This is a genomic window from Paenibacillus xinjiangensis (assembly GCF_059686975.1).
In genome coordinates this window covers 377,412-397,272 of record NZ_JCAALS010000001.1, presented here as the reverse complement: position 1 = coordinate 397,272, position 19,861 = coordinate 377,412, and the positions used below count along the sequence as shown (strand labels likewise).

The window sequence follows — 19,861 nt, the reverse complement described above, 5'->3', positions numbered from 1 at the left end:
GTTTACAATTGGACCAACAAGTCAACTTTGGTAGATTCATTCTCTAAAGCTCAACGAGGCTGCCGTTCATGTCTGCAGCCTCGTCCTAGGTGCTTATTCAGCTATTGTTCCCAATTAACGATAATGTTTTAGCTAATTTACTCAACTACATTTATGAATACAGCCCGCGGTTCCCGCGAACTCATTCGGATAATGATGTCTTCTTCACACTCTCTTCTTATACACCCTCATAGCAAAGAAATAAGCAACGTTCAAAATCCCGACGCACCACGCAAGAGCGACCCATATATCATTGCCCACTGGCTGATCTGATAGCAGCGCACGGATAGCCTCTACGATCGAGGTCACCGGCTGATTTTCAGCGAAGGCACGAACGACCGAAGGCATCGATTCGGTAGGAACAAATGCCGAGCTGATAAACGGCAGGAAGATAAGCGGGTAGGAGAAGGCGCTTGCGCCATCAATCGTTTTAGCAGATAGACCTGCAATGGCCGCTATCCAAGTTAATGCCAGCGTAAACAGAGCGAGTATGCCGACAACCGCAAGCCACGACAGTATCCCTGCCGACGAATGAAAGCCCATAATCAAAGCTATGAGAATAATGACGATGAGGGATATAGCGTTGGATACTAATGAGGTGAGTACATGTCCCCAAAGAAATGCAGAACGTGAAATGGGCATGGTCTGAAACCGCTCGAATATGCCCTTCTGCACATCGTTAAACAGTCGAAAAGCCGTGTAGGATATTCCGCTGGCAATGGCAATTAGAAGTATACCTGGCAGCAGGTAATTCACATAGTTATCCGTTCCGGTTTGAATTGCACCGCCGAACACATAGACGAACAGCAACATCAACGCAATCGGCGTGATGGCGACCGTAATGATGGTGTCCATGCTGCGAGAAATATGACGCATAGAACGTCCTAGCATAATGCTCATATCGCTGAAGAAATGCTTCTTGACTCCCTCCATTTACTTCCCCTCCCTTTTGCAGACGATTGCAAGGAATATATCCTCTAACGTCGGCTGTTTTTCAACATACTCCACCTTTGCGAGTGGGAACATCTTTTTCAGCTCTGGGAGCGTGCCGCTGGCAATAATCTTACCCTCATGCAGAATAGCAATTTTATCGGCAAGCTGCTCTGCCTCTTCCAGATACTGTGTGGTTAAAAGGACCGTCGTACCGCCGTCCGCAAGCTTTTTGACAATCTTCCATACCTCGATACGTGCCTCGGGGTCGAGTCCTGTGGTCGGCTCGTCGAGGAATATGATCTTTGGTTTTCCCACAAGGCTCAAGGCGATGTCGAGCCTGCGTCGCATACCACCCGAATAAGTGGATACTCTGCGGTCTGCAGCTTCTGTCAGGCCGAAGCTTTTAAGCAAATCTTCTGCAACCTGTCGTGGATTTTCAAGGTATCGCAGCTTGGCAATCAAGATAAGATTTTCCCGTCCGGTCAATAATTCGTCAACGGCGGCAAATTGACCGGTCAGACTAATCGCTTGTCGCACATTCTCGGGTTTTGAAGCAACATCGAATCCGTTTACGGTAACGGATCCGCCATCTTGTTTGAGCAGAGTGGTGAGAATTTTGACAACCGTAGTCTTACCTGCCCCGTTGGAGCCGAGCAATGCGAAAATACTGCCCTCTTCCACCTCAAAATCTACACCCTTTAGGACCTGAAGATCCTTATAGGACTTTGTGAGCCCTGTTACTTTAATTGATATGTTTAGCATATTATTATCCCCCCTTAAATGACGGTAACCTTAGACAGATCAACCTCCATGCCCTTAAGAGAGGCATAAGTCAACTTATCCATCATCGCTCCGTCAAAGCAGATCGTTTTAATGACGCGATAATATTTCTTCGTTAACGTAAAACCTGAAATAAAAGATACATTTTTAAGCGTTGCTCCCCTAAACGAAACTCCGTTCAGTGCCGCCTTGTCAAACTTAACACCGATAAAGGTCTGCCCGTCAAAACGCTGTCCGCCCAAGTCGGAGTACTTGAAGTCAACCCCATCAAATAAACAACCTTCAAAAACCGTTTTTCTAAGATCGGTCAGCGTTAACGTTACGTCGGTCAGTCTCACTCCTGTAAATTTGGCTCCGTCGAGCCCCGACTTGCTGAAATTGGTTCGTACAAGGATCGTCTTATTGAAGCTTGCATTTGCCAGGTCAAGTGCGGATAGACTGCAGTCCGTCAGATTCGCGCCGTCAAAATTAGCTTCGCGTACGTCACTGCTCTTAAACAAACTGCCGGTCAAATCTGCGCCCGAAAAGTCGGAACCGTGCAGCGCACTGCCTTTAAACTGTCCTTTATGGGCCTTCACGCCTGCAAAGTCGCTATTCGTCAGGTTGCTTGCGCTAAAGTTGGTCACCACCTGACGTTCCAGCGATCGGGAGAGGTTAGCAACCTCCTGTACCGTTTGCTCAATGTCGCCGATGCTGTCAATGGTCATCTCAAAAGCGGTTTCGTCGTCCTTGCCTTCGGCTTTGAGTTCACGGAATCGTTCCTGCAAATCGGAAAGAAGGTCGGCCTTTAATTCGTTGACGCTTTTTACCTCATCGTATGGTGCGAAAACACCGTTCAAATAGCTGGTCAATTTCTCATTCATAGCATCATCTCTCCTTATAATAAGTTTTCAAGCACGCGCTTTGCATATTCCCAGTTGCTTTTGTTGCGGGCGTAAGCAGTCTTACCCTTTTCGGTAATTCTAAAATATTTACGGCGTCCACCCTGAGATTCATCACCCCAAAACCACTCTATATCACCGTCCGCCTCAAGCCGTCGGACGCTGGAGTACATCGTGGCTTCCTTTAATTCATACTCACCGCCCGAGCGCTCGGCAATCAGCTTGACAATCTCATACCCATAGCGGTCAGCTTCGGTTAAGAGACGTAATATCATCGTATCGGTATGTCCGCGCAGCAGGTCGGATGTAATTTTATTCTCACTCATGTAATCACCTCGCAATTGAATAATACAACACACTACTGTGACTGTCAAGGTAGTATCACTAATTGATTACTTTGCCTAAAAGTGGTGTGTTATGGTACTTAAAAACAAAAAAAGCCGCAATTTATGCGGCTTTCAATACCTCTTAAAAACCCAGTGTCAGTAACCAGTTGGAGAGCTTCTCTTCTCTGAATTTGCTATCCTCCTGCTCTTGCATATACTTGCCAAGCTGCTGTTCAGCCACAATACTGCCATCCAGCATAAACAGGACACGATCTGTCTTCGCTGCAACTTTCACGTCATGTGTTACTAATAGAATCGTTGTCCCTGAACGGTTAATCTCTGCTAACAGCTCCATAATCTCACCCGCTGATTTGGAATTGAGAGCTCCCGTAGGCTCATCGCAGAATATAATGTCAGGCTTGTTAATTAGTGCTCTGCATATGGCAACTCTTTGCAGCTGACCGCCCGAAGCCTGTGTAATATCATGGCTGGCAAGCTCTGTAATTCCCGCTCTACGCATTAGCTCATTCGCTGTCTCATTCGTCTGACGCCGACTCGTTTTTTTGGCCAAATATGCCGTTAATACGATGTTGTCGAATACACTTAAATTTTTGAGAAGATGAATGTTCTGGAAGACAAACCCCATTCTCGTCAACCGCAAGTGAGACAGCTCTTGTTCCGATAGAGTCGAGATTTCCTTCCCGCTCACTACCACATTCCCCGCCGTCAGCTGGTCCATGCCGCTAATGGTATAGAGCAAGGTTGATTTCCCCGAGCCTGATGGGCCCATAACGGCGATGAACTCCCCTTTTGCAACTCGCAAATTGATATTTCGCAATACCTGCTGCTGGGTACCATGATCAGAAGTATATGTTTTGGATAAATTTTTGGATTCCAATACAATCTCCAACGCTCTCATTCCTTTCTAATCCGCATTCATCTCAGCTATACTGGTTTTCTTGATCGCCACGATACTTAATAAAGTGGTTACCGTTACAACCAACATCAAGATAAGCGGAATGATGATGTAGGCTTGAACGGGATCGATGACAAATTTAATCTGTGCTGCACCCATAAATGACAACAGCGCTCCCGCTATGCTCTCTCCCGCAGTACTCGCAATCACCGTCCCAAGAATGATCCCAATGATTGATACGAATAGCGCTCTAGTCACATATTGCTTGCGAATATCATTCAGTGAGAAGCCAATGCTTCGCATGATCGCAATCTGTGCGGTATCCTTGGCCACAATCAGCCTTACGAATAAGGCCGTGATAAGGATGGATACCAGTAAGGCAATACCTATTGCAACTATCGTAATATGCTTCAGCTGTTCAATGGTATTGCCCAGCGTTTGGGTCAAATAGCCTGCTAGATCTGTAACCTTCGCAGGATACAGAGCCTTCGCATATTCGTCTCTCTTCTCACTGATGCTGACCTGTGGTTTCACATCTATGCTAACTTCATAGCGAAGAGCAGCTTCGGGACTAACAGACAATATCGCTTTGGCTGTTCGGCCGCCGTTCGTAACATCTTGATAAATACCGCTAACCGTCATTTCCTGCTCTTGACCATCGATAACTAATCGGATGGAATCACCGACCGTCTTGCCCAGCTCCTTGCCATTCAAGTAGGACAGTGCAATATCATGATTCCGTGAAGGTGCACCGCCCTTCAAGTAGTCCAGCGGAAACGCAGAGAAATCCCCCGTTTCAACCGTAATGTTCTCGTAGATACCGTCACTGTTGATCATCTTAAATGTGCTTACAAGCAGCGGGGAGTAACGCTCTACCTCCTTATCCCTGTCCAAGTAAGCGGTCATTCGATTGAAATCGTCCACGAGATGCTCGGAGTATTGCATATCAACTCGCAGATCACTTCGTTCAATCCCCATGTACGTATTGAAATTCGGCGACTGAACCGTATGAAGAAGGTTAACAGGAACGACGATAATAAAGGCAGATAGTATAAATACCACTAATAACAACCGATACAAGCTGAATCGGACGATGACATCCCTTATTCCTAGGAATACAGGAACGTTCAACCATTGGCTTCTATGTAAGGTCAAAAACTTACGATGGAGCCGCGCTTCGCCTATTGTTCCTGAACGCAGCGCTTCAATAGCTGTGATGTGATTAAACCTGCGCAGGGTAAGCCCACACATATAGATTATAAGCAGCAGCAAGACAACTACCGCAATAAAAGGTACTACATATAGCAGCAAGCTCCTCGGGGAGGTGCCCATATAGAGCTTGATATTCGCTGTGAAAAGCTGGCTGGTGAATAGTGAAACGGCATATCCGATTATAGAAGCCGAAGCTGCCAGTACGATATACTTTAGCAGGTACATTCTTTTGATATCCCGCTGCCTGATCCCAATCGCCTTCATAATTCCGATTTCCTTATAGTCCTCTTCTATCGCCGCTAGAATCGTAAATCTCAAGCATAGAATGGCGATTACACTAAGCAGGAGACTAACAACAATAATAACAGCTGCCAGAATACCGTCTGTTATCGCATTGAGAACCTTGAACAATGGATAATCGATGCTTGGACCTTGCTGGGGCAAGCCTGAGGATTGATAAGCTAGCCTGAACGCATTCAGCTCACTTATTTCCTTCAATTGAAACTCAATCAAATACTCGACTTCCCCCATTTGGCGGCTCAGCGTATCCCAATCATCCTGATGGATGACGAATCGCTTCGAATGAATAATCGATGGATTCATCTGAACATCGCGAACATAATCGACAACCGTGAATGCCATTGTAAAAGCTTGATTGGCTACTGTAATCTGGTCTCCGAGAGTAATAGCATTATGCTGCCGATAATAGAGGGGAACCGCAATTTCACCTTGTGCTACCTCAATGACACCACTCTCCAAGCCTAGCAATAGATCAAATGATTGATTCTGCTGCACGAGATAATGATCCATTACACTCTCACTTTGAGGGTTCGGGTCATTGCCTAAATAGAGGTTCACTCCCTCGATATTGAGCATTGGAGCGGTCTGCTGCTGCTCAATTAAGCTGCTGGTCGAGACCCATTGGTCAATAGCGGATTGGTCGACTTCTCCAGCATGCATCTGGACGAAATGCGGAGCTTTCGACTCTGTGAACAGTGCATTCAAGGATTGTGATAACTCCATCATAATCGTCGAACCACTTGCAACAAGGTATGCCGATAAGGTTATGAAAACAAACAACGAAACCGATATGCTTTTTTTCCTGACAAAATCTTTCCTCAGCATGGTTATTAGCATCTTCTAAGGAATACTCCTCTCGTCTTAATTCAGCCTTTGCTGATAACATTGAGAATATAGCCAAAGCTTCCAGCCTCAGCACCTAATGTAATCTCCATAATGGATGTAAAGGCTATCGCCTTCTTCATGAGCTCATGTGGCTGCCAGTCAAAGATACCTTCATCGAACAAAAACTGTGAAGACACGAGCAAGAATTCTATCGTTTCTGTGGGATAGGCCGTCCGGAATACCCCCTCCGCTATACCTTGTTCAATGACATCCGCCAAGACTGGGGTTAGCTGAAGTATGGTTTCCACTAGGCTTTTCTGATGCATTTCCGCATTACTGACCTGATGCAGCTGTTCGATCATCTGTTCTTTGTTTCCTGTGTCAGGCTTTTGCGCCATAATGATCTGGAATATCTTCTCATGCGCTGTAAGCTGGGGATCTTGAGCAATATTCTTGGCTGCCTCAACCCCTAGCTCAATATAACGCATAACGATAGCATCCATTACCTCTTCCTTGGATTGAAAGTAGTAGTAGAACGTTCCCTTGGCAATGCTTACCCTGTGTAAAATATCGTTGATTGTCGTCTTGGAGTATCCTTGGGTCCCGAAGAGTACTTCGGCAGCATCCAATATTTCGCTTCTACGCTCATCTGGTTTTTTTGAGATTCTCATCATTTCTATTACCTCCATCGACATAGACCGACCGTCGGTCAATTAAATTGTAACATTGTTCCAATTGTTCCGTCAATGCTCATACAAATGAAATAACCACTTCACTAGTGAAGCAGCTATTCCATAACACCTATTTACTTGTAAGAACAGCGAAGAGGTGAGCGCAGACACGAATGCAATCCTATCCTATGAAGAACTAACTTTTTATTCCGGTTAGAGTGATTCCCTCTACGAAATACTTTTGACCAATTAAGTAGAAAATGACACCTGGAGCAAAGGATAAGCACGTGGCGGCCATGGTAAGCGACCAGTCACTCTTTAATTGGCCTCTAAAGTTGGTTAGTCCAAGTGCAATCGTGTATTTATCGCTCGAGTTAATGTAAATCATTTGTTGAAGCAAATCGTTCCATAACCCTATGAAGATAAACAACGCGACGACAATCATTGCAGGTCGGATAGCCGGCATGATTATACTGAACAAGATGCGGAAGTACCCGGCACCGTCGATCGTTGCCGCTTGATCGAGTTCTCTTGGAATGGACATAATAAATTGACGGATCAAGAAGATATTAAAGGCGCCGCCACCACAAAAATAAGGCAGGATCAATGGCCAATAGCTGTCATTAATCCCCAGGCCACGCGTCCAGCCGATGTACAGCGGAATGAGCGTAACCATGGCAGGCAAGAGCATTGAACCTACGCAGAGTGCCCAGATCAAATTTTTGCCCCGAAATTTCAACCTTGCAAAAGCGTATCCACACAATGTAGCCGTAAAAGTTCCTGCCAGACAGGAGGGAACGATAATTACCATCGTGTTCCACAGGTATTTCCAGAATTTAAATATTTCTAGTGTCTTCTCATAGTTGGAAAACAGCCAATTTTGGGGTAACAGAGACGGCGGATATTTATAGATCTCGGCATTGGTCATGAGAGACGTACGGAAAATCCACCAGATTGGAAAGAGAGCTAAAATGGTAAATACAATAACGACGACAATAGTTAAAATGTTCATCATGCGGTCCCTGCGTTTTTTGCTCCTAAGTCTACCGTATGCTGCTACACTCATTTGTCGTCGCCTCCTTCGCTATAAATCCATTTGCCCGACGTCTTAAACAATATGGCAGTAAAGCCCGCAAGAATTGCAAATATAATGAAAGTAGTCGCGCAGGCATAGCCTAATTTGTAATTTACAAATGCCTGATCATACATGAGATAAGTCATGAATCGGGAGGAATTACCTGGACCGCCATTCGTTAAAGAAAGTGCTGGTGTAACGACTTGAAGGTTTGCGATCAAACTCATCAACAGGTTGTAGAAAATAATGGGTGTCATGCAGGGTAAGGTAATATGACGGAAACGCTGCCAGCCGTTCGCCCCATCCATTTCAGCTGCCTCATGGTAAGAAACGGGAACGTTTTGAAGTCCAGCCAAAAAGATAACGATCAAGTTGCCTGCTAACCAAACCGAAATTAACGATAGGGAAGGAACGACATAGCTGGAATCGGCGATAAAGAGAATTTTTTTAAGCCCAAGCTCGGAGAGAAGATAGTTGAAAAAACCAAAATTCCCTTCATAGAGCCAAGACCATCCTACGTAGATCGCTGCAGCAGGTAAAACATACGGCACATAGAATACAGCCCTGAAAAAACCTCTTGCAGGAATTTTACGATTAAGCAGCATAGCAATAAATAGTGAATAGATCATACTGCCGATTACCGATAAAACCGCAAAATAAATCGTCGCGACAATGGAATCTTTAATATAAGGATCCGTGGTAAATAGCTTGATATAATTATCAAAACCGATGAATTCGGGGTTTTTCAAGCCAGTCCAATTCGTCAAACTGATGCCTAGTACTCCAAAAAGAGGCAAATACGTCAGAAAAATTAATCCTAGGAAGGCTGGAATCAAGCAAATATAAGCTACGCGTGCCTCGCTTGAATAAATACGGGAACGGCGCTTTTGCGGTTTATTAATGGCTTCCATTTCTCGCTCCCCCTCATGTTTAAAGGATGACCGCCGCTTGTAGGTTCATGGCGGTCATCCTTCTATCTCTTTTATTGATTGCCTTTATGAGCGGCTTTCAATGCATCGAGATTTTTGGTGATGGCGTCCTTAGCAGTCGTTTTACCCGTCCATACATCCCCCAGCACTGATCCTAGCAAGGTGTTAAATTCCGTAGTATTATTCGTATAGAACCACGATGCAGGTCTTGCAGCAGTAGATTGTGCATAATCGACTACGGCAGACTTATATTCGTCGTACGCTGGGAAGTTTGGATTTTCTACCCATTTGCGAGTTAGTGTCTCGTCCGTATACCACTTCTCCAGCGTTGGCATCCAAATACCGGATGAGATGAGTGCCCAGTTATTTTCTTCGGAATTGTACCATTTCAGCCATTCCATTGCTTCTTCCGGATGCTTGGTTTGAGAGAACACAACATTGGCACCGCCTGTATTAAGGGTTACTTTATCCTTCATGTAAGGCAGTACAGCTACGCCATAGTTCAGACCGGCCTCTTTCGCCGTATTTAAGCTAGTTCCCACATTCCATTGACCATTCGTTGCCATAGCGACTGTACCTGCAATAATGGTGCGTTGAATGCCATCATCGGTCTGTCCGACGGACAAAGGAGCAACATGATCTTTCAAGTACAGATCAGCAACCTTCTGGATTCCTTCGATGCTGGCGTCTTCTCCAACCCTAACCTCTGTACCGTCATTGGAATAAAATCCTCCGCCATTACCAATGGCCCAAGTTTCCAGCTGCCACGAGAGATTTTCCACGGATGCACCGTATTGAACGATGCTTTGCGAATCGAAGCCTGCCTCACCAGGATGTTTACCATTTTTATCGTTCGTCAATTTCTTGGCTGTTTCTACGAATTCGTCCCATGTCCATGCTTGATCAAGCACGGAAGGAGGATAAGGAACGTTCGCTTTGTCGAACATGTCTTTGTTATAATAGAGTAGGAGGATTTCATTTGCAGCAGCATAAGCTACGGTTTTGCCTTGATATTTGTAAGCCAGGCTATCGAGCGGCTTGCTATCGCTTCCCTCATACATAGAACTTACATCATTAAGCATGCCTTGAGAGGACCATTGGATGACGCCATCCTCTTTCAACATACCTGTATCAGGCAGCTGATCTGCTGTTGCAAGCGTATTCAATTTTGTCATGTAGCTTTCCCATGGAATCGCTTGCACTTCCACTGTAATTCTGTCTTGGGATGCATTAAATTTGTCCGCCACCGCTTGTGTGGTACTCCCTTCTTCCGCACTTCCCCACATTGAGTAGATAATTTTAACCTTTTCAGTGTTGGAAGATGACGTTGCAGGTGCTTTGGTAGCATCAGTTCCGGGTGATGCTGTGTTTGTCGCGTTGTTCCCGTTGTTTCCGTTGCTTCCGCAACCTACGACACTCATTACCAATGCAGCCGATACAAGACCTACCCCAAGTTTCCTTCCTGTTTTCATGACCCCGATCTCCCTTCAAAATTTGCTTTAATTTATATGTCTAACCGTTTGACTCCGAGGCTTAAAGCTCCCAAGCTTCCGAGTTAAACGTTTAACATCGAGCCCACTAATATTGTGCCATTTTTAATTGAAGAATGAAACCGATTATTTCAACCTGTTCTTTTCATATTTCAACCATTGAAAAGGCATGAAGTACAATTGGTTCGGTTTTACTTAGCCTCTTGGATGATCTAATCTTTGGTTCGAAGTTAAACGTTTAGCAAGTTGTCAATCTCGTCTGGAATAAGTAAGTCTATTAAGGATATCTTATTCCAATTTTTATAATTTTTCAACCATTTATACAAAATCCAGTAATTTAAACCGACATCCTATTTATAGCTTCGAAATGAAGGTTAACAGCAGAGCAAAGAACACATTCTGCAGGGCGAATTGTCTCTGCAGTAATGTGTTCTTTGTTTTACGCTTTGAGCATTCTGAGTATGACTGTAACTGCCTCTGCACGAGTTGCAGGTGCATTTGGAGCAAATTGATTATGTGTATTTCCTTTCATAATGCCTAGCTCCACTGCTGTCTTCACAGATGGGATGGCCCATGCCGGTATCTTATCAAGATCAGCAAACTGTAATTTAATAGTGGAGCTTGTTTCTTTAGCAAGTGCACGTACAATGATTGCAGACATTTCTGAGCGAGTAATCCATTTGTTCGCACCAAACGTATTATCCGTATAGCCGTTAATCAGCTTTGCTTCAACCGCTGTCTGTACATAAGTTCTCGCCCATACAGGAATCTCTTTACTGTCTTTGAATGTCAGGCCTTTACCATCACTTGTCTGAATCTGCAAAGCTCGAACAATCATCGTTGCAAATTCTGCCCTTGTTACTTCAAGATTCGGCTTGAAGGTTGCATCCGCATAGCCTGTCACGAAGCCCATACTTGCAGCTTCATAGATTGACGCCTCTGCCCAATGTCCCTTAACATCTTTGAAAATCAACAATTGGGGATCATCAAATACCGTTGCCGTTACTTTAGGCACTAAGGTTACCATGTCCAGCTTAGAATCAACGAGTTTAATATTGCTAAGCTCAATAGAGGTTGTCCCAGATCCGATACGTTTAAAGGTTATCGCGGAGAGTTCCACGTTCCCCTTCTCGCCACCGACCTCTCCCATCTTCGTATGAGCAATCCGGATCGTATTTGCGCTGCGGATAGGGTCTACCGAAAAGCCTTTAATCGAAGTTTCCGCCTTACTAAATGAAAGTATCTTCTCATCGTAGGACAATTCAAAATCATAAGCATACATATCCGTAAGTCCGTGACCCATAATTGACAGCTTTACATCCTTATTTGAATAACTAAGCTTTAAGTCAAACGTGGCATTTGCCTCTTTGGCCATAACAGTCCCCTGCGACACTCCAAGAACCAGGATGACGATCGACAACAGCATTGACAATGCCATTAATAACTTACGTTTCAACATGCGAATCATCCCTTCATTAATAACTAAGGAGGAAGGCGCTTAAGCACCCTCCTCTTTACTCCACGTTCACCGATTGTTTATTGCTGTAACCAATCCCCTACAATCATGCGTGCTACTGCTGCTAATTCGAGAATCGTAATCTCATGATTATCGAACAAATCTGCCTTCTCTACGATATCCCAACCAGGTTGATCTTTCTTAACACCGTAATATTTTGCAATGATCGACAGATCCTGGATCGTAATGGATGTCCCTCCAGGTACAAGAGTCACAATCTTCGAAGCGAATGTTGATGTTGCTTCATTCAATGTTACTACTGCTGCATCAACCATCGACTGTGAGGCTCCACTGTTGCTCTTCACGTTATTCGCTGCCACAATGGCTGCTTGAAGGTTTGTGATTGCAGCTGCTGGATATTGACCGATTTTGTTGCCGGCTGTTGCTTTAGTAAGTTTAGCTTGAGCAGCAGCAATCGCTTGATTTAAGGCTCTCAAATCAGCCGAAGGCGTAGTCGTTGGATTCACGCTAGCTCTGAATATGCTCACTGCTGTCGTTAATGTCGACACAGCTAAGTCCACATCAGATTGCGTTACCGTAGTACGGTCACGGATAATAATTGCAGCGTCAATAGCAGCTTGAAGTGCAGCCTTCGTACCCGTTGGGTATTGGCCCGGCGCTGAGCCTTCTACGGCAGAGCTCAATGCTTGCTCAGCATCTGTAATTGCCGTATTCAACTCTGCTTTATTAATATGGATAATCGAACCACTGAAGACTGTCACTGCATCATTCAAAGCAGCAAATGCATTTGCAACGTCAGCTTGTGTCGCTGCTCCATTTTGCACCACTACTGATGCACTATCGATTGCAGCTTGTAAGATGGCTTTGGAGCCAATTGGATATTGACCCTCTTGATTTCCTTCAGATGCCGCATCAAGAAGTTCTTCTGCGGCTGCAATTGCAGCAATCAATGCCGTCTTATCTGCCTGCACAACCTGTATGCCTACCGTAGCCAGAGATGTGTCGAGTAAGGAATAATGGCTCTCGTCACCGACCATTTCCTGCTTGGTTACAGCAACATTGGTCGTTCCGGCAGTTGCATCCGCCTTGGCATTGCCGTGAAGAACAAATAATTCGCCGTCACCTATCAAGAATGTTCCGGTGACTCCCATAATAATCAGGATTTCTCCCGTTTCCGGTTTCACCGCTGTCTCAAGAACTTGGAGTCCCTCCCGTGAAGAAGTAATTGCATCTGCATCCAAGACATTGACACCATTATTCAGTGAAGTAGCAAACTCAATCATAGCCGGATCGTACTTTAACTCCACGCTTAGCATATTGAATTCATGAGTCAATCCAATAGCGCCAACCGGCAGGTTAATCGGTTGACCCACGACTACTTGTGATGTAGGGCCGCTAATGATGGCCATTGCATCCCGTTTCTCCCCTTCTGGAATCACAACTTCCTTATCAGGGCTGGCATTTAGAGAAACGGTTTTCATATACCGAACAAAATAAGTGCCGGCGCTGAGACCAGTAACCTCTGCTCCTGTAATTGCCGTATATTGTTCCGTACCTTCCTTCCTATATTCCATTGCCGATGTCACGCCAATGAGCTTTCCGTCATTTCCGTTGAATATGGTCGGCATAACCCCTGTTGGCGTTGTTGGTGCCGGCTGATTCTGATTGGTCACCGCTTGGGAAACTTCCCATTCCCATAAGCCAACACCATTCCCATTCCGGGCTTTCTTTGTCATCGTAACACGCAGAGATTTAACCTCCAGTGACGTGTCAAAATCATATAGATTTGAGGAACCCACAGGAGTAGTAAGAGCTGTGATGCCTGTGGTAATGGTCCCTGCCGCTACCCATTCATTCGTTGTGCTGTTCATCGGAATGTATGAATACGTGTACTTTGTAGGCGCTTCTATGCCGCCATTATCAGTCCACAGCATCAGATTTGAGCTTTGGATTGTTGCGCCCTGCGGCCAATCATATTGCACCCATTCCTCAGAGCTTGTATTGCCCCACGAACCCCAATGCGGGTTGCTTGCGGAAGTTTTTAACCCGTCACTAACCGCAGGAAGACTCTCCCAAGACGAAGTGAAGCTAGCTGAAAGACTGGCTGCAAACGCCATATTCTTATCGCGCGGACTCAAGAGCCTCATATCTGTCAGCAGCTTTTCAATGGCCTGAGCAACGTCCTCTTCTGTAGCTTCCTTGTTACTCATAACGGCGGAAGCACCCGCCTTCGCAGCTGCAATCGGCGCAAGACCTTGGTCGATGAAGTTCGCAGCTTTTAATGAATTGGCAAAGTTAATAACCTGTGCCAGCCGCGACTTGTCTGTTCCTCCTGTATATCCATTTACCTTCCATTCCAGAATACCGATCCCAACGGTGACAGGTTTCATGTCCATTCGAGCGCCTGTAATATAGGCAGGCTCAAAGGTGGTCGTATTGTATTTATTCAAAGCATTTCCAAGTCCTGTTACTCCTCTTGGCGTGTACCAATTTCCATCCGCATCACGAAGCTGAAGCTTCATATCCGTGGGTTGGAAATTCCCACCACCGTCTCGGAAGACATACACATCCATCGAAGAGGCAAGGAATGGCTCATCCCATTGATACATGACCCATGCCGGTTCTCCTTCTCTACCCCAGTTGTGCCAAGCACTGTTAGCGGCACCTTTGGATGCTGAGAAATCCGATGAGCTTTTTGGTTCGTTACCGTTATTCATCGCCTCAGGATATCCGTCACCACCAGAGAAACTGGCTGAAGGTCTTGCAGTCAGCGCGTTGTTTTGAGGTTGTGCTTTCACGACATATACAGTGGCACGTACCTTCAATTCGCTATCTACGATATTTCCCTCGACTACGAATTCACCTGCTTTCGCATAGTTGCCTGGATCAACGTCATCCCACTTGATTGTACTTTGCTTATATCCGTCTTCAAACAGAATATCCATCTGTCCAGGTAGTGTCGGAGCCGTATTAATTAGCGTTACTACGCTGATTGCCTTGTATGAGCCATCGGTGTCTTTTGAGATATTAATCGTTACATCCTTGCTTGACGTCTTGCCTTCATCAGCCGCTGTAAAGGTAAACACATAAGTGCCTGCCTTGCTTATGCGGGCATATGCATTTGCTTTGTCGCCATGGGCAAAAGAAACATCCGCTGCGCCATCCGGCTTTTGCTTAACCGTCCATCCATACGTCCATACGGGTTCAGTTACCGCGCTGTACACCGGATCCGGGGTCGCCTTTCCGGATAATACGAGAATACTGCTATTCGAAGCATCTTGGACCGCAGTCACTTCGCCAATTACCGGAGGCTGTTTTTCCGGAGGTGCGGCCAATGTAAAGGTCAGTTCATTAGAACCGCTCTCTTGCCCGTCATTACCGGTAAGTCTGACCGTATAGGAGCCTTCTTTGGTACCGTTTGCTCGTGTGGTTGTCGACTTAGGATTGGTAAAGCTCAGACTGCCGCCTTCCGGAGTGCTGACAACTTCCCATTGGTAGGTCAATGCGCCATTTGGTGCGCCGTCATCGGTCACCATTCCGTTCATCACAAACGGAATCATCGCCTGTGGGTTTTGCGTCGCCAGCTCTGCAGTAACCTTCGGAGCTTGATTCTCGCCCGTATCTGTCTTTTCAATGGTCAATTCAGCCGTTTGCGCACTGCTCATTTGGAACATAGCCGTACCTTTATTGTTCAGCACATAGAACTGTCCGGCATCTTGACCATCTAGCTTCATTGTATAATAGCCGTTCTCTACTCCTGCCCCATCGAAAGTTATCTTTGAAGCGTGCTCGCTTTTAGCAAGATTCGAGAGTTGCAAATGAAAGGCCTTGCCGTCTTTTTGAATCTCCGCGCTTTCCATTTTATCGCTTTCCGAGACTAGGAATATTTTTTCATCGATTAGATTGATACGCTTGCCAAAACCGTCTTCTGGCGTGATATGGTAAGTGCCGCCTTCGTCAGTAACCGAAGCTCCATACCCGAAAAGCCCAAATACCGGATCGATGACGATATCGGAACTGATAGTCAACAGCGAGCCATAGAGTCCTTCCTCTGATTCGCCAGAGAAGTCCTGCCAGCCGTTGTTCATAACGCGAGTTCCGCCATCGTTTACGTTTTTGGTACCCGTTCCGCCCTTCTGGGCGTTATATCTCCAAGAGATACCGCCTACAGACTGTGCAGAAATCTGCCCCATATTGACGGCGTTAAAGTTTGATATTTTCGCCGCATAGTTGCGCTGTTGCGCGATAGCAGCCTGTTCCCCGGATCTACCGTCATTCTCATAGCGGAGCCAGTCATCCATAATATATCCCGCCAAAGACGCGGTATATTGGAAATTCCACCAGCCTTCGCCTGCACGGAATACCGGTACGGAATAATAGTACCAGGTAGGCTGAATGCCTCGCATTGCGCGAGTCTTCAAGTCAGCCATTCCCATGCTTTTCAAGGCTGCGGCCGCCTGCGAATCTTCAGGGTAGTAGGTGCGCAGCGCCTTGGCTGCGGAATAGGCCCCTTCTTCGCCAGTATTGTCATATTCAAATTCCGACCCATAAGGATAAGCCGCGTTTGACACGTTCCGGCCTTTGGTTTGGGCGAACTTCTTTTTCAGATTCTCGTATTCAGTCAGCATTCCCTCTTCCTTAAGTGCCTCAATCATATCTGGTATCTGCTGTTCACCATAGAATCCGATTGCTCCGCTGGAGATACGGTTATAGTATATGCCGTAGGCCTTTTCCAGATAGTATTGCGGCGTTTCACGATACTCTACCAAATTGGGATATGCCTTTTGGGTCCGATACATGTTGAAATAGCCAGTGGATGCCATTATTTCGGAAAACGTCCGTACATAAGGTTTTTCTGAATTCGTGTAAACACCTGAATCCTTAAGGTAATTCGCAACTGTAAAAGTGTTCTGCGTATCTTTCATGTACTTTTCCCACATAAAGTCGATCAGGTAGTTTTCAATGGATCGAATTTCTTCGGGATTTGGATCGAGAACATTTTTCATAGTCATGAAGTTAATGTTATCGTGGCTCCAGTCATCACCCCAATGGCTGGTCGTCATGTCAATGCCGGTTGTCAGATACCAGTCACGATAGATGCCGTAGGTAGGACTATTAGGGTCCTTATCCTGCGTTTTCTCTACCATAAATTCGGAGTGAGCTTGCGATGTTTGATCAAGCTCGGCAAGAATATTGAATTCAAGCTGAGTAAACTTATCCATTAGTTCCGTACCGGCCTTCAGCTTATAATTCACGCGAACGCTGTTATTGCCAATATTGCCAAACTTGAGCGAATAGATATGATGCTGTTCACCGTTAACAACCTTAGTTTCTACAAACTGTACGGATTCTTCATATCCTGGATTCCCGTCAGGAAGTCCGCGTCCGGCACGAGAATTGTTGACCATGTTCTCTCTGGTCTGGCCGGGCTTGATATCTGGGATATGTGCTTCATCATACGGATCATTCTCGTGAACAGATTGAATCTCAACGGACTGAACGTCGATGAGGCTGTCGTCGTAGTGCAGATCCAGCTTGACGGGCATATTGATCGCAGCCTGGAAGCCGGGCAGCGCAACGGCATCAATCATTCCTGATTTGTACAGGTTGGTGCGAAGGTTAGCCTCACGGTCTTCCATGGAAGTAGAAGCATTATTTGGACTTTGAGCATTTACCTGCGGATCGTTGTCGCCTGCGCGTACTGCTGAAAATTTAAACTTATATGTTTTTTGCTCTTCTGGCGCCAAAACCAAGCTGCTAGCATCGGTAAAATATCCTCGGCCGGTTTTCTGTATATCTTTGGAATGGATATATAGAACATTCAACCCCGGAAACCAACCGCCGCTGTCCCCAACCCAGTTCGAGTAAAGACTTCCGCTCCGCAGCTCCCCCGCGTCACCCAACCAATAATCAACATATTCAATTCGTGCGCCACTTTCAGGCACTGGGGCAAACATCATGAAATTCCCTTCGCCGCTCGTGCGGATGGCATAGGAATACCCGCTGTCGGCACCAGCAAAATTATGTACAGTAACTCGGTTGTCATAGGTATCCGATACAGACTGATATTTGTTATTCCAAGGCATCGGCAAGCCGATATCACCGAATTCCATATATTTGCTGCTTTTGTTTTTTACCGTGATTTCCCATAGCATCGAACCATCTTCGGTATCCATATCAAATACGGACTTTACGTCAAAGCCTTTCATTACCCGAGCAGCTGTGGAATCAAGATTCTGTCCGATAAAGTTGACTTCCACTTTCTTGCCGTCTGATGAAGCCTCCTTCGTAAAATATTGGTTAGCAGGATTGATGTTCGTAAACTTTGTTGATCCACCAGCCGCCAATGTTTTGTTTGTATCAACCTCTACAAAACCAACCCTGTCGTTAGGGAATTGCTCGCTGTCACCGGTACGGTAAGAAAAAATTATTTCGCCCATCCATTGGTGCTGGACATCGTTTTGTGGCGACGTATTGTTGGGCAAAACAAAATTGATAGGTTTGCCGCTTTTGTTTGTCGGGTTATTTTGAATATATAATTCTTCAATCTGCCCTAAATCACCGACCTTAGCAGAAAGACTAGCATTGGAGATACTATTCGTTGCTGCGGCTGCCGAAGGCACCGTGTTAATCCCCAAGGGCAGCACTTCGAAAAACAACACAAATGCAGTAGCCAGTGACATCAACTTTTTAGTAGTCGTTTTCATCTTAACCTCCCACTTAAACGTTTAGTTTATTAGCTTTATAGCGATGACTTTCCGCATTTCATCCCATCTTCCCGACTCCTTCCTCTATTTCCACCAACGGAAAGCGCTTACTTAATTGTATCACCCTTGATTTACATTGAAAAACCAATATTCCAACCTATACTTATAGAATTTCAACTTTCCTCTCCGTGCTTGAAAATTGTAGAGAAGTGTGATATTTTAATGAAAAAGTTCCAGATTGACTTGACTATCACAAAATTTCACAATTTAAGATCTCATTTAAGTAAATCGTTTAAATCTCTCTGCTTCCTTATGATATTTCACCATACATTATAGTTATGAAAGCGTCATCATTATTGATCAAAGTGAGGGATGTCGTATGTCAGAGTTAATCATGCACTTTGTAACTCCGCCTATTCCTTATTTTATAGACAGCGGGAAACATACTTTCTTGCCAGGGGAACGACATGTAAGTCGTTATTCTATTAATGTATTCGATATTATTATAATTACCAATGGAAAACTATTCATTGGTGAGAATAATAAGGAGTGGATCATACATAAGGATGAAGCGATTATTTTAAGACCCGATGCGTATCACTTTGGCACTACTTCCTGTGAAGAGGAGACAGAAATTACCTGGATTCATTTTCAAACGTTTGGCGCCTGGGATGAAATGAAAAGTATAAATGAATGCCTTGAAAACCAAATGACGTTGTTTGAAAAACATAAACAGAAAGCATATCTCCATCACAATGAATTAAGTTCGATCTTTATCCCAAAAAAATTTAAGTTGTCTAGTAAATCAATGAATGATCTCACTGAATTTAATTCCTTAGATAATGATCCACGTTCGCTCCGTAATTGGCGGAAACAAACTGCTTTCCAGACTTTCATGCAAAATATTAATCATGATTCAGGGATAGCAACAAATTCAACTGCCATTCATCTTGCTGAAAAAATTGAATTGTTTATACGTCAGAATTATACCTCAAAGATCACGAACCCCGTACTAAAGGCCCAATTTAATTACCATCCTAACTATTTAGCCAAGTGCATGTTAAAAGTCTATGGTTTAACCCCCATTGATTACTTACTGCAGTATCGAATAGAACAAGCAAAAAAGCTGCTCATTCAAACGAACTGGTCCATTGCTCGTATTGCTGATGAAGTTGGTTTTAACAATCCTGCCTATTTCTCTTCCGTCTTCACCAATAAACAAGGAAATTCACCAGCAAACTTTCGAAAAAAAGAATTCCAGAAGCCTGAAATTATTTAGAATACACAAAAAAAACGGAAG

13 protein-coding genes are annotated in these 19,861 nt (G+C 44.9%); 1 reads left to right on the top strand and 12 read right to left on the bottom strand.

Annotated elements, in window-relative coordinates:
* Positions 1 to 204 precede the first annotated feature (204 nt).
* From AC6ESP_RS01685 to AC6ESP_RS01630, 12 genes are all read right to left on the bottom strand, one after another.
* Positions 205 to 972, bottom strand: a complete 768-nt coding sequence (locus AC6ESP_RS01685; RefSeq protein WP_497094921.1) for an ABC transporter permease — start codon at positions 970 to 972, stop codon at positions 205 to 207.
* Entirely contained in the window at positions 973 to 1,734 is a 762-nt protein-coding gene (locus AC6ESP_RS01680) for an ABC transporter ATP-binding protein (RefSeq protein WP_497094920.1), read from the bottom strand.
* Positions 1,735 to 1,748: 14 nt separating this feature from the next.
* Positions 1,749 to 2,615, bottom strand: a complete 867-nt coding sequence (locus AC6ESP_RS01675) for a pentapeptide repeat-containing protein (protein WP_497094919.1) — start codon at positions 2,613 to 2,615, stop codon at positions 1,749 to 1,751.
* 14 nt (positions 2,616 to 2,629) lie between these two features.
* Entirely contained in the window at positions 2,630 to 2,959 is a 330-nt protein-coding gene (locus tag AC6ESP_RS01670) for a PadR family transcriptional regulator (RefSeq protein ID WP_497094918.1), read from the bottom strand.
* 142 nt (positions 2,960 to 3,101) lie between these two features.
* The gene (locus tag AC6ESP_RS01665) at positions 3,102 to 3,869 is read right to left on the bottom strand and encodes an ABC transporter ATP-binding protein (RefSeq protein WP_497095006.1); all 768 of its coding nucleotides are present in this window, start codon (positions 3,867 to 3,869) and stop codon (positions 3,102 to 3,104) included.
* Between the two features lie 15 nt (positions 3,870 to 3,884).
* The gene (locus AC6ESP_RS01660) at positions 3,885 to 6,224 is read right to left on the bottom strand and encodes an ABC transporter permease (protein ID WP_497094917.1); all 2,340 of its coding nucleotides are present in this window, start codon (positions 6,222 to 6,224) and stop codon (positions 3,885 to 3,887) included.
* A gap of 29 nt (positions 6,225 to 6,253) precedes the next feature.
* Positions 6,254 to 6,883, bottom strand: a complete 630-nt coding sequence (locus tag AC6ESP_RS01655; RefSeq protein ID WP_497095005.1) for a TetR/AcrR family transcriptional regulator — start codon at positions 6,881 to 6,883, stop codon at positions 6,254 to 6,256.
* A gap of 196 nt (positions 6,884 to 7,079) precedes the next feature.
* The gene (locus AC6ESP_RS01650) at positions 7,080 to 7,949 is read right to left on the bottom strand and encodes a carbohydrate ABC transporter permease (RefSeq protein ID WP_497094916.1); all 870 of its coding nucleotides are present in this window, start codon (positions 7,947 to 7,949) and stop codon (positions 7,080 to 7,082) included.
* Positions 7,946 to 8,869: a carbohydrate ABC transporter permease gene (locus AC6ESP_RS01645; RefSeq protein ID WP_497094915.1), complete on the bottom strand. Its 924-nt coding sequence runs from the start codon at positions 8,867 to 8,869 to the stop codon at positions 7,946 to 7,948. The genes AC6ESP_RS01650 and AC6ESP_RS01645 overlap by 4 nt, the downstream gene beginning before the upstream one ends.
* A 71-nt stretch (positions 8,870 to 8,940) precedes the next feature.
* Complete coding sequence (locus AC6ESP_RS01640; RefSeq protein WP_497094914.1) at positions 8,941 to 10,359, bottom strand: ABC transporter substrate-binding protein; 1,419 nt, start codon at positions 10,357 to 10,359, stop codon at positions 8,941 to 8,943.
* Between the two features lie 457 nt (positions 10,360 to 10,816).
* On the bottom strand, positions 10,817 to 11,815 hold the full coding sequence (locus tag AC6ESP_RS01635; protein WP_497094913.1) for an S-layer homology domain-containing protein: 999 nt from the start codon (positions 11,813 to 11,815) through the stop codon (positions 10,817 to 10,819).
* A gap of 98 nt (positions 11,816 to 11,913) precedes the next feature.
* The gene (locus tag AC6ESP_RS01630) at positions 11,914 to 18,561 is read right to left on the bottom strand and encodes a DUF5695 domain-containing protein (RefSeq protein WP_497094912.1); all 6,648 of its coding nucleotides are present in this window, start codon (positions 18,559 to 18,561) and stop codon (positions 11,914 to 11,916) included.
* Between the two features lie 379 nt (positions 18,562 to 18,940).
* Here AC6ESP_RS01630 and AC6ESP_RS01625 point away from each other — a divergent pair, with 379 nt between their 5' ends.
* A complete protein-coding gene (locus AC6ESP_RS01625; RefSeq protein WP_497094911.1) occupies positions 18,941 to 19,840 on the top strand; it encodes a helix-turn-helix transcriptional regulator in 900 nt (299 codons plus the stop codon).
* Positions 19,841 to 19,861: the final 21 nt, after the last annotated feature.

Excerpts from the sequence above, each read along its gene's own strand:
- AC6ESP_RS01650 (WP_497094916.1), bottom strand. The coding sequence starts at position 7,949 with ATGAGTGTAGCAGCATACGGTAGACTTAGGAGCAAAAAACGCAGGGAC.
- AC6ESP_RS01645 (WP_497094915.1), bottom strand. The coding sequence starts at position 8,869 with ATGGAAGCCATTAATAAACCGCAAAAGCGCCGTTCCCGTATTTATTCA.
- AC6ESP_RS01660 (WP_497094917.1), bottom strand. The coding sequence starts at position 6,224 with ATGCTAATAACCATGCTGAGGAAAGATTTTGTCAGGAAAAAAAGCATA.
- AC6ESP_RS01670 (WP_497094918.1), bottom strand. The coding sequence starts at position 2,959 with ATGAGTGAGAATAAAATTACATCCGACCTGCTGCGCGGACATACCGAT.
- AC6ESP_RS01630 (WP_497094912.1), bottom strand. The coding sequence starts at position 18,561 with ATGAAAACGACTACTAAAAAGTTGATGTCACTGGCTACTGCATTTGTG.
- AC6ESP_RS01675 (WP_497094919.1), bottom strand. The coding sequence starts at position 2,615 with ATGAATGAGAAATTGACCAGCTATTTGAACGGTGTTTTCGCACCATAC.
- AC6ESP_RS01635 (WP_497094913.1), bottom strand. The coding sequence starts at position 11,815 with ATGGCATTGTCAATGCTGTTGTCGATCGTCATCCTGGTTCTTGGAGTG.
- AC6ESP_RS01685 (WP_497094921.1), bottom strand. The coding sequence starts at position 972 with ATGGAGGGAGTCAAGAAGCATTTCTTCAGCGATATGAGCATTATGCTA.
- AC6ESP_RS01680 (WP_497094920.1), bottom strand. The coding sequence starts at position 1,734 with ATGCTAAACATATCAATTAAAGTAACAGGGCTCACAAAGTCCTATAAG.
- AC6ESP_RS01625 (WP_497094911.1), top strand. The coding sequence starts at position 18,941 with ATGTCAGAGTTAATCATGCACTTTGTAACTCCGCCTATTCCTTATTTT.
- AC6ESP_RS01655 (WP_497095005.1), bottom strand. The coding sequence starts at position 6,883 with ATGAGAATCTCAAAAAAACCAGATGAGCGTAGAAGCGAAATATTGGAT.
- AC6ESP_RS01640 (WP_497094914.1), bottom strand. The coding sequence starts at position 10,359 with ATGAAAACAGGAAGGAAACTTGGGGTAGGTCTTGTATCGGCTGCATTG.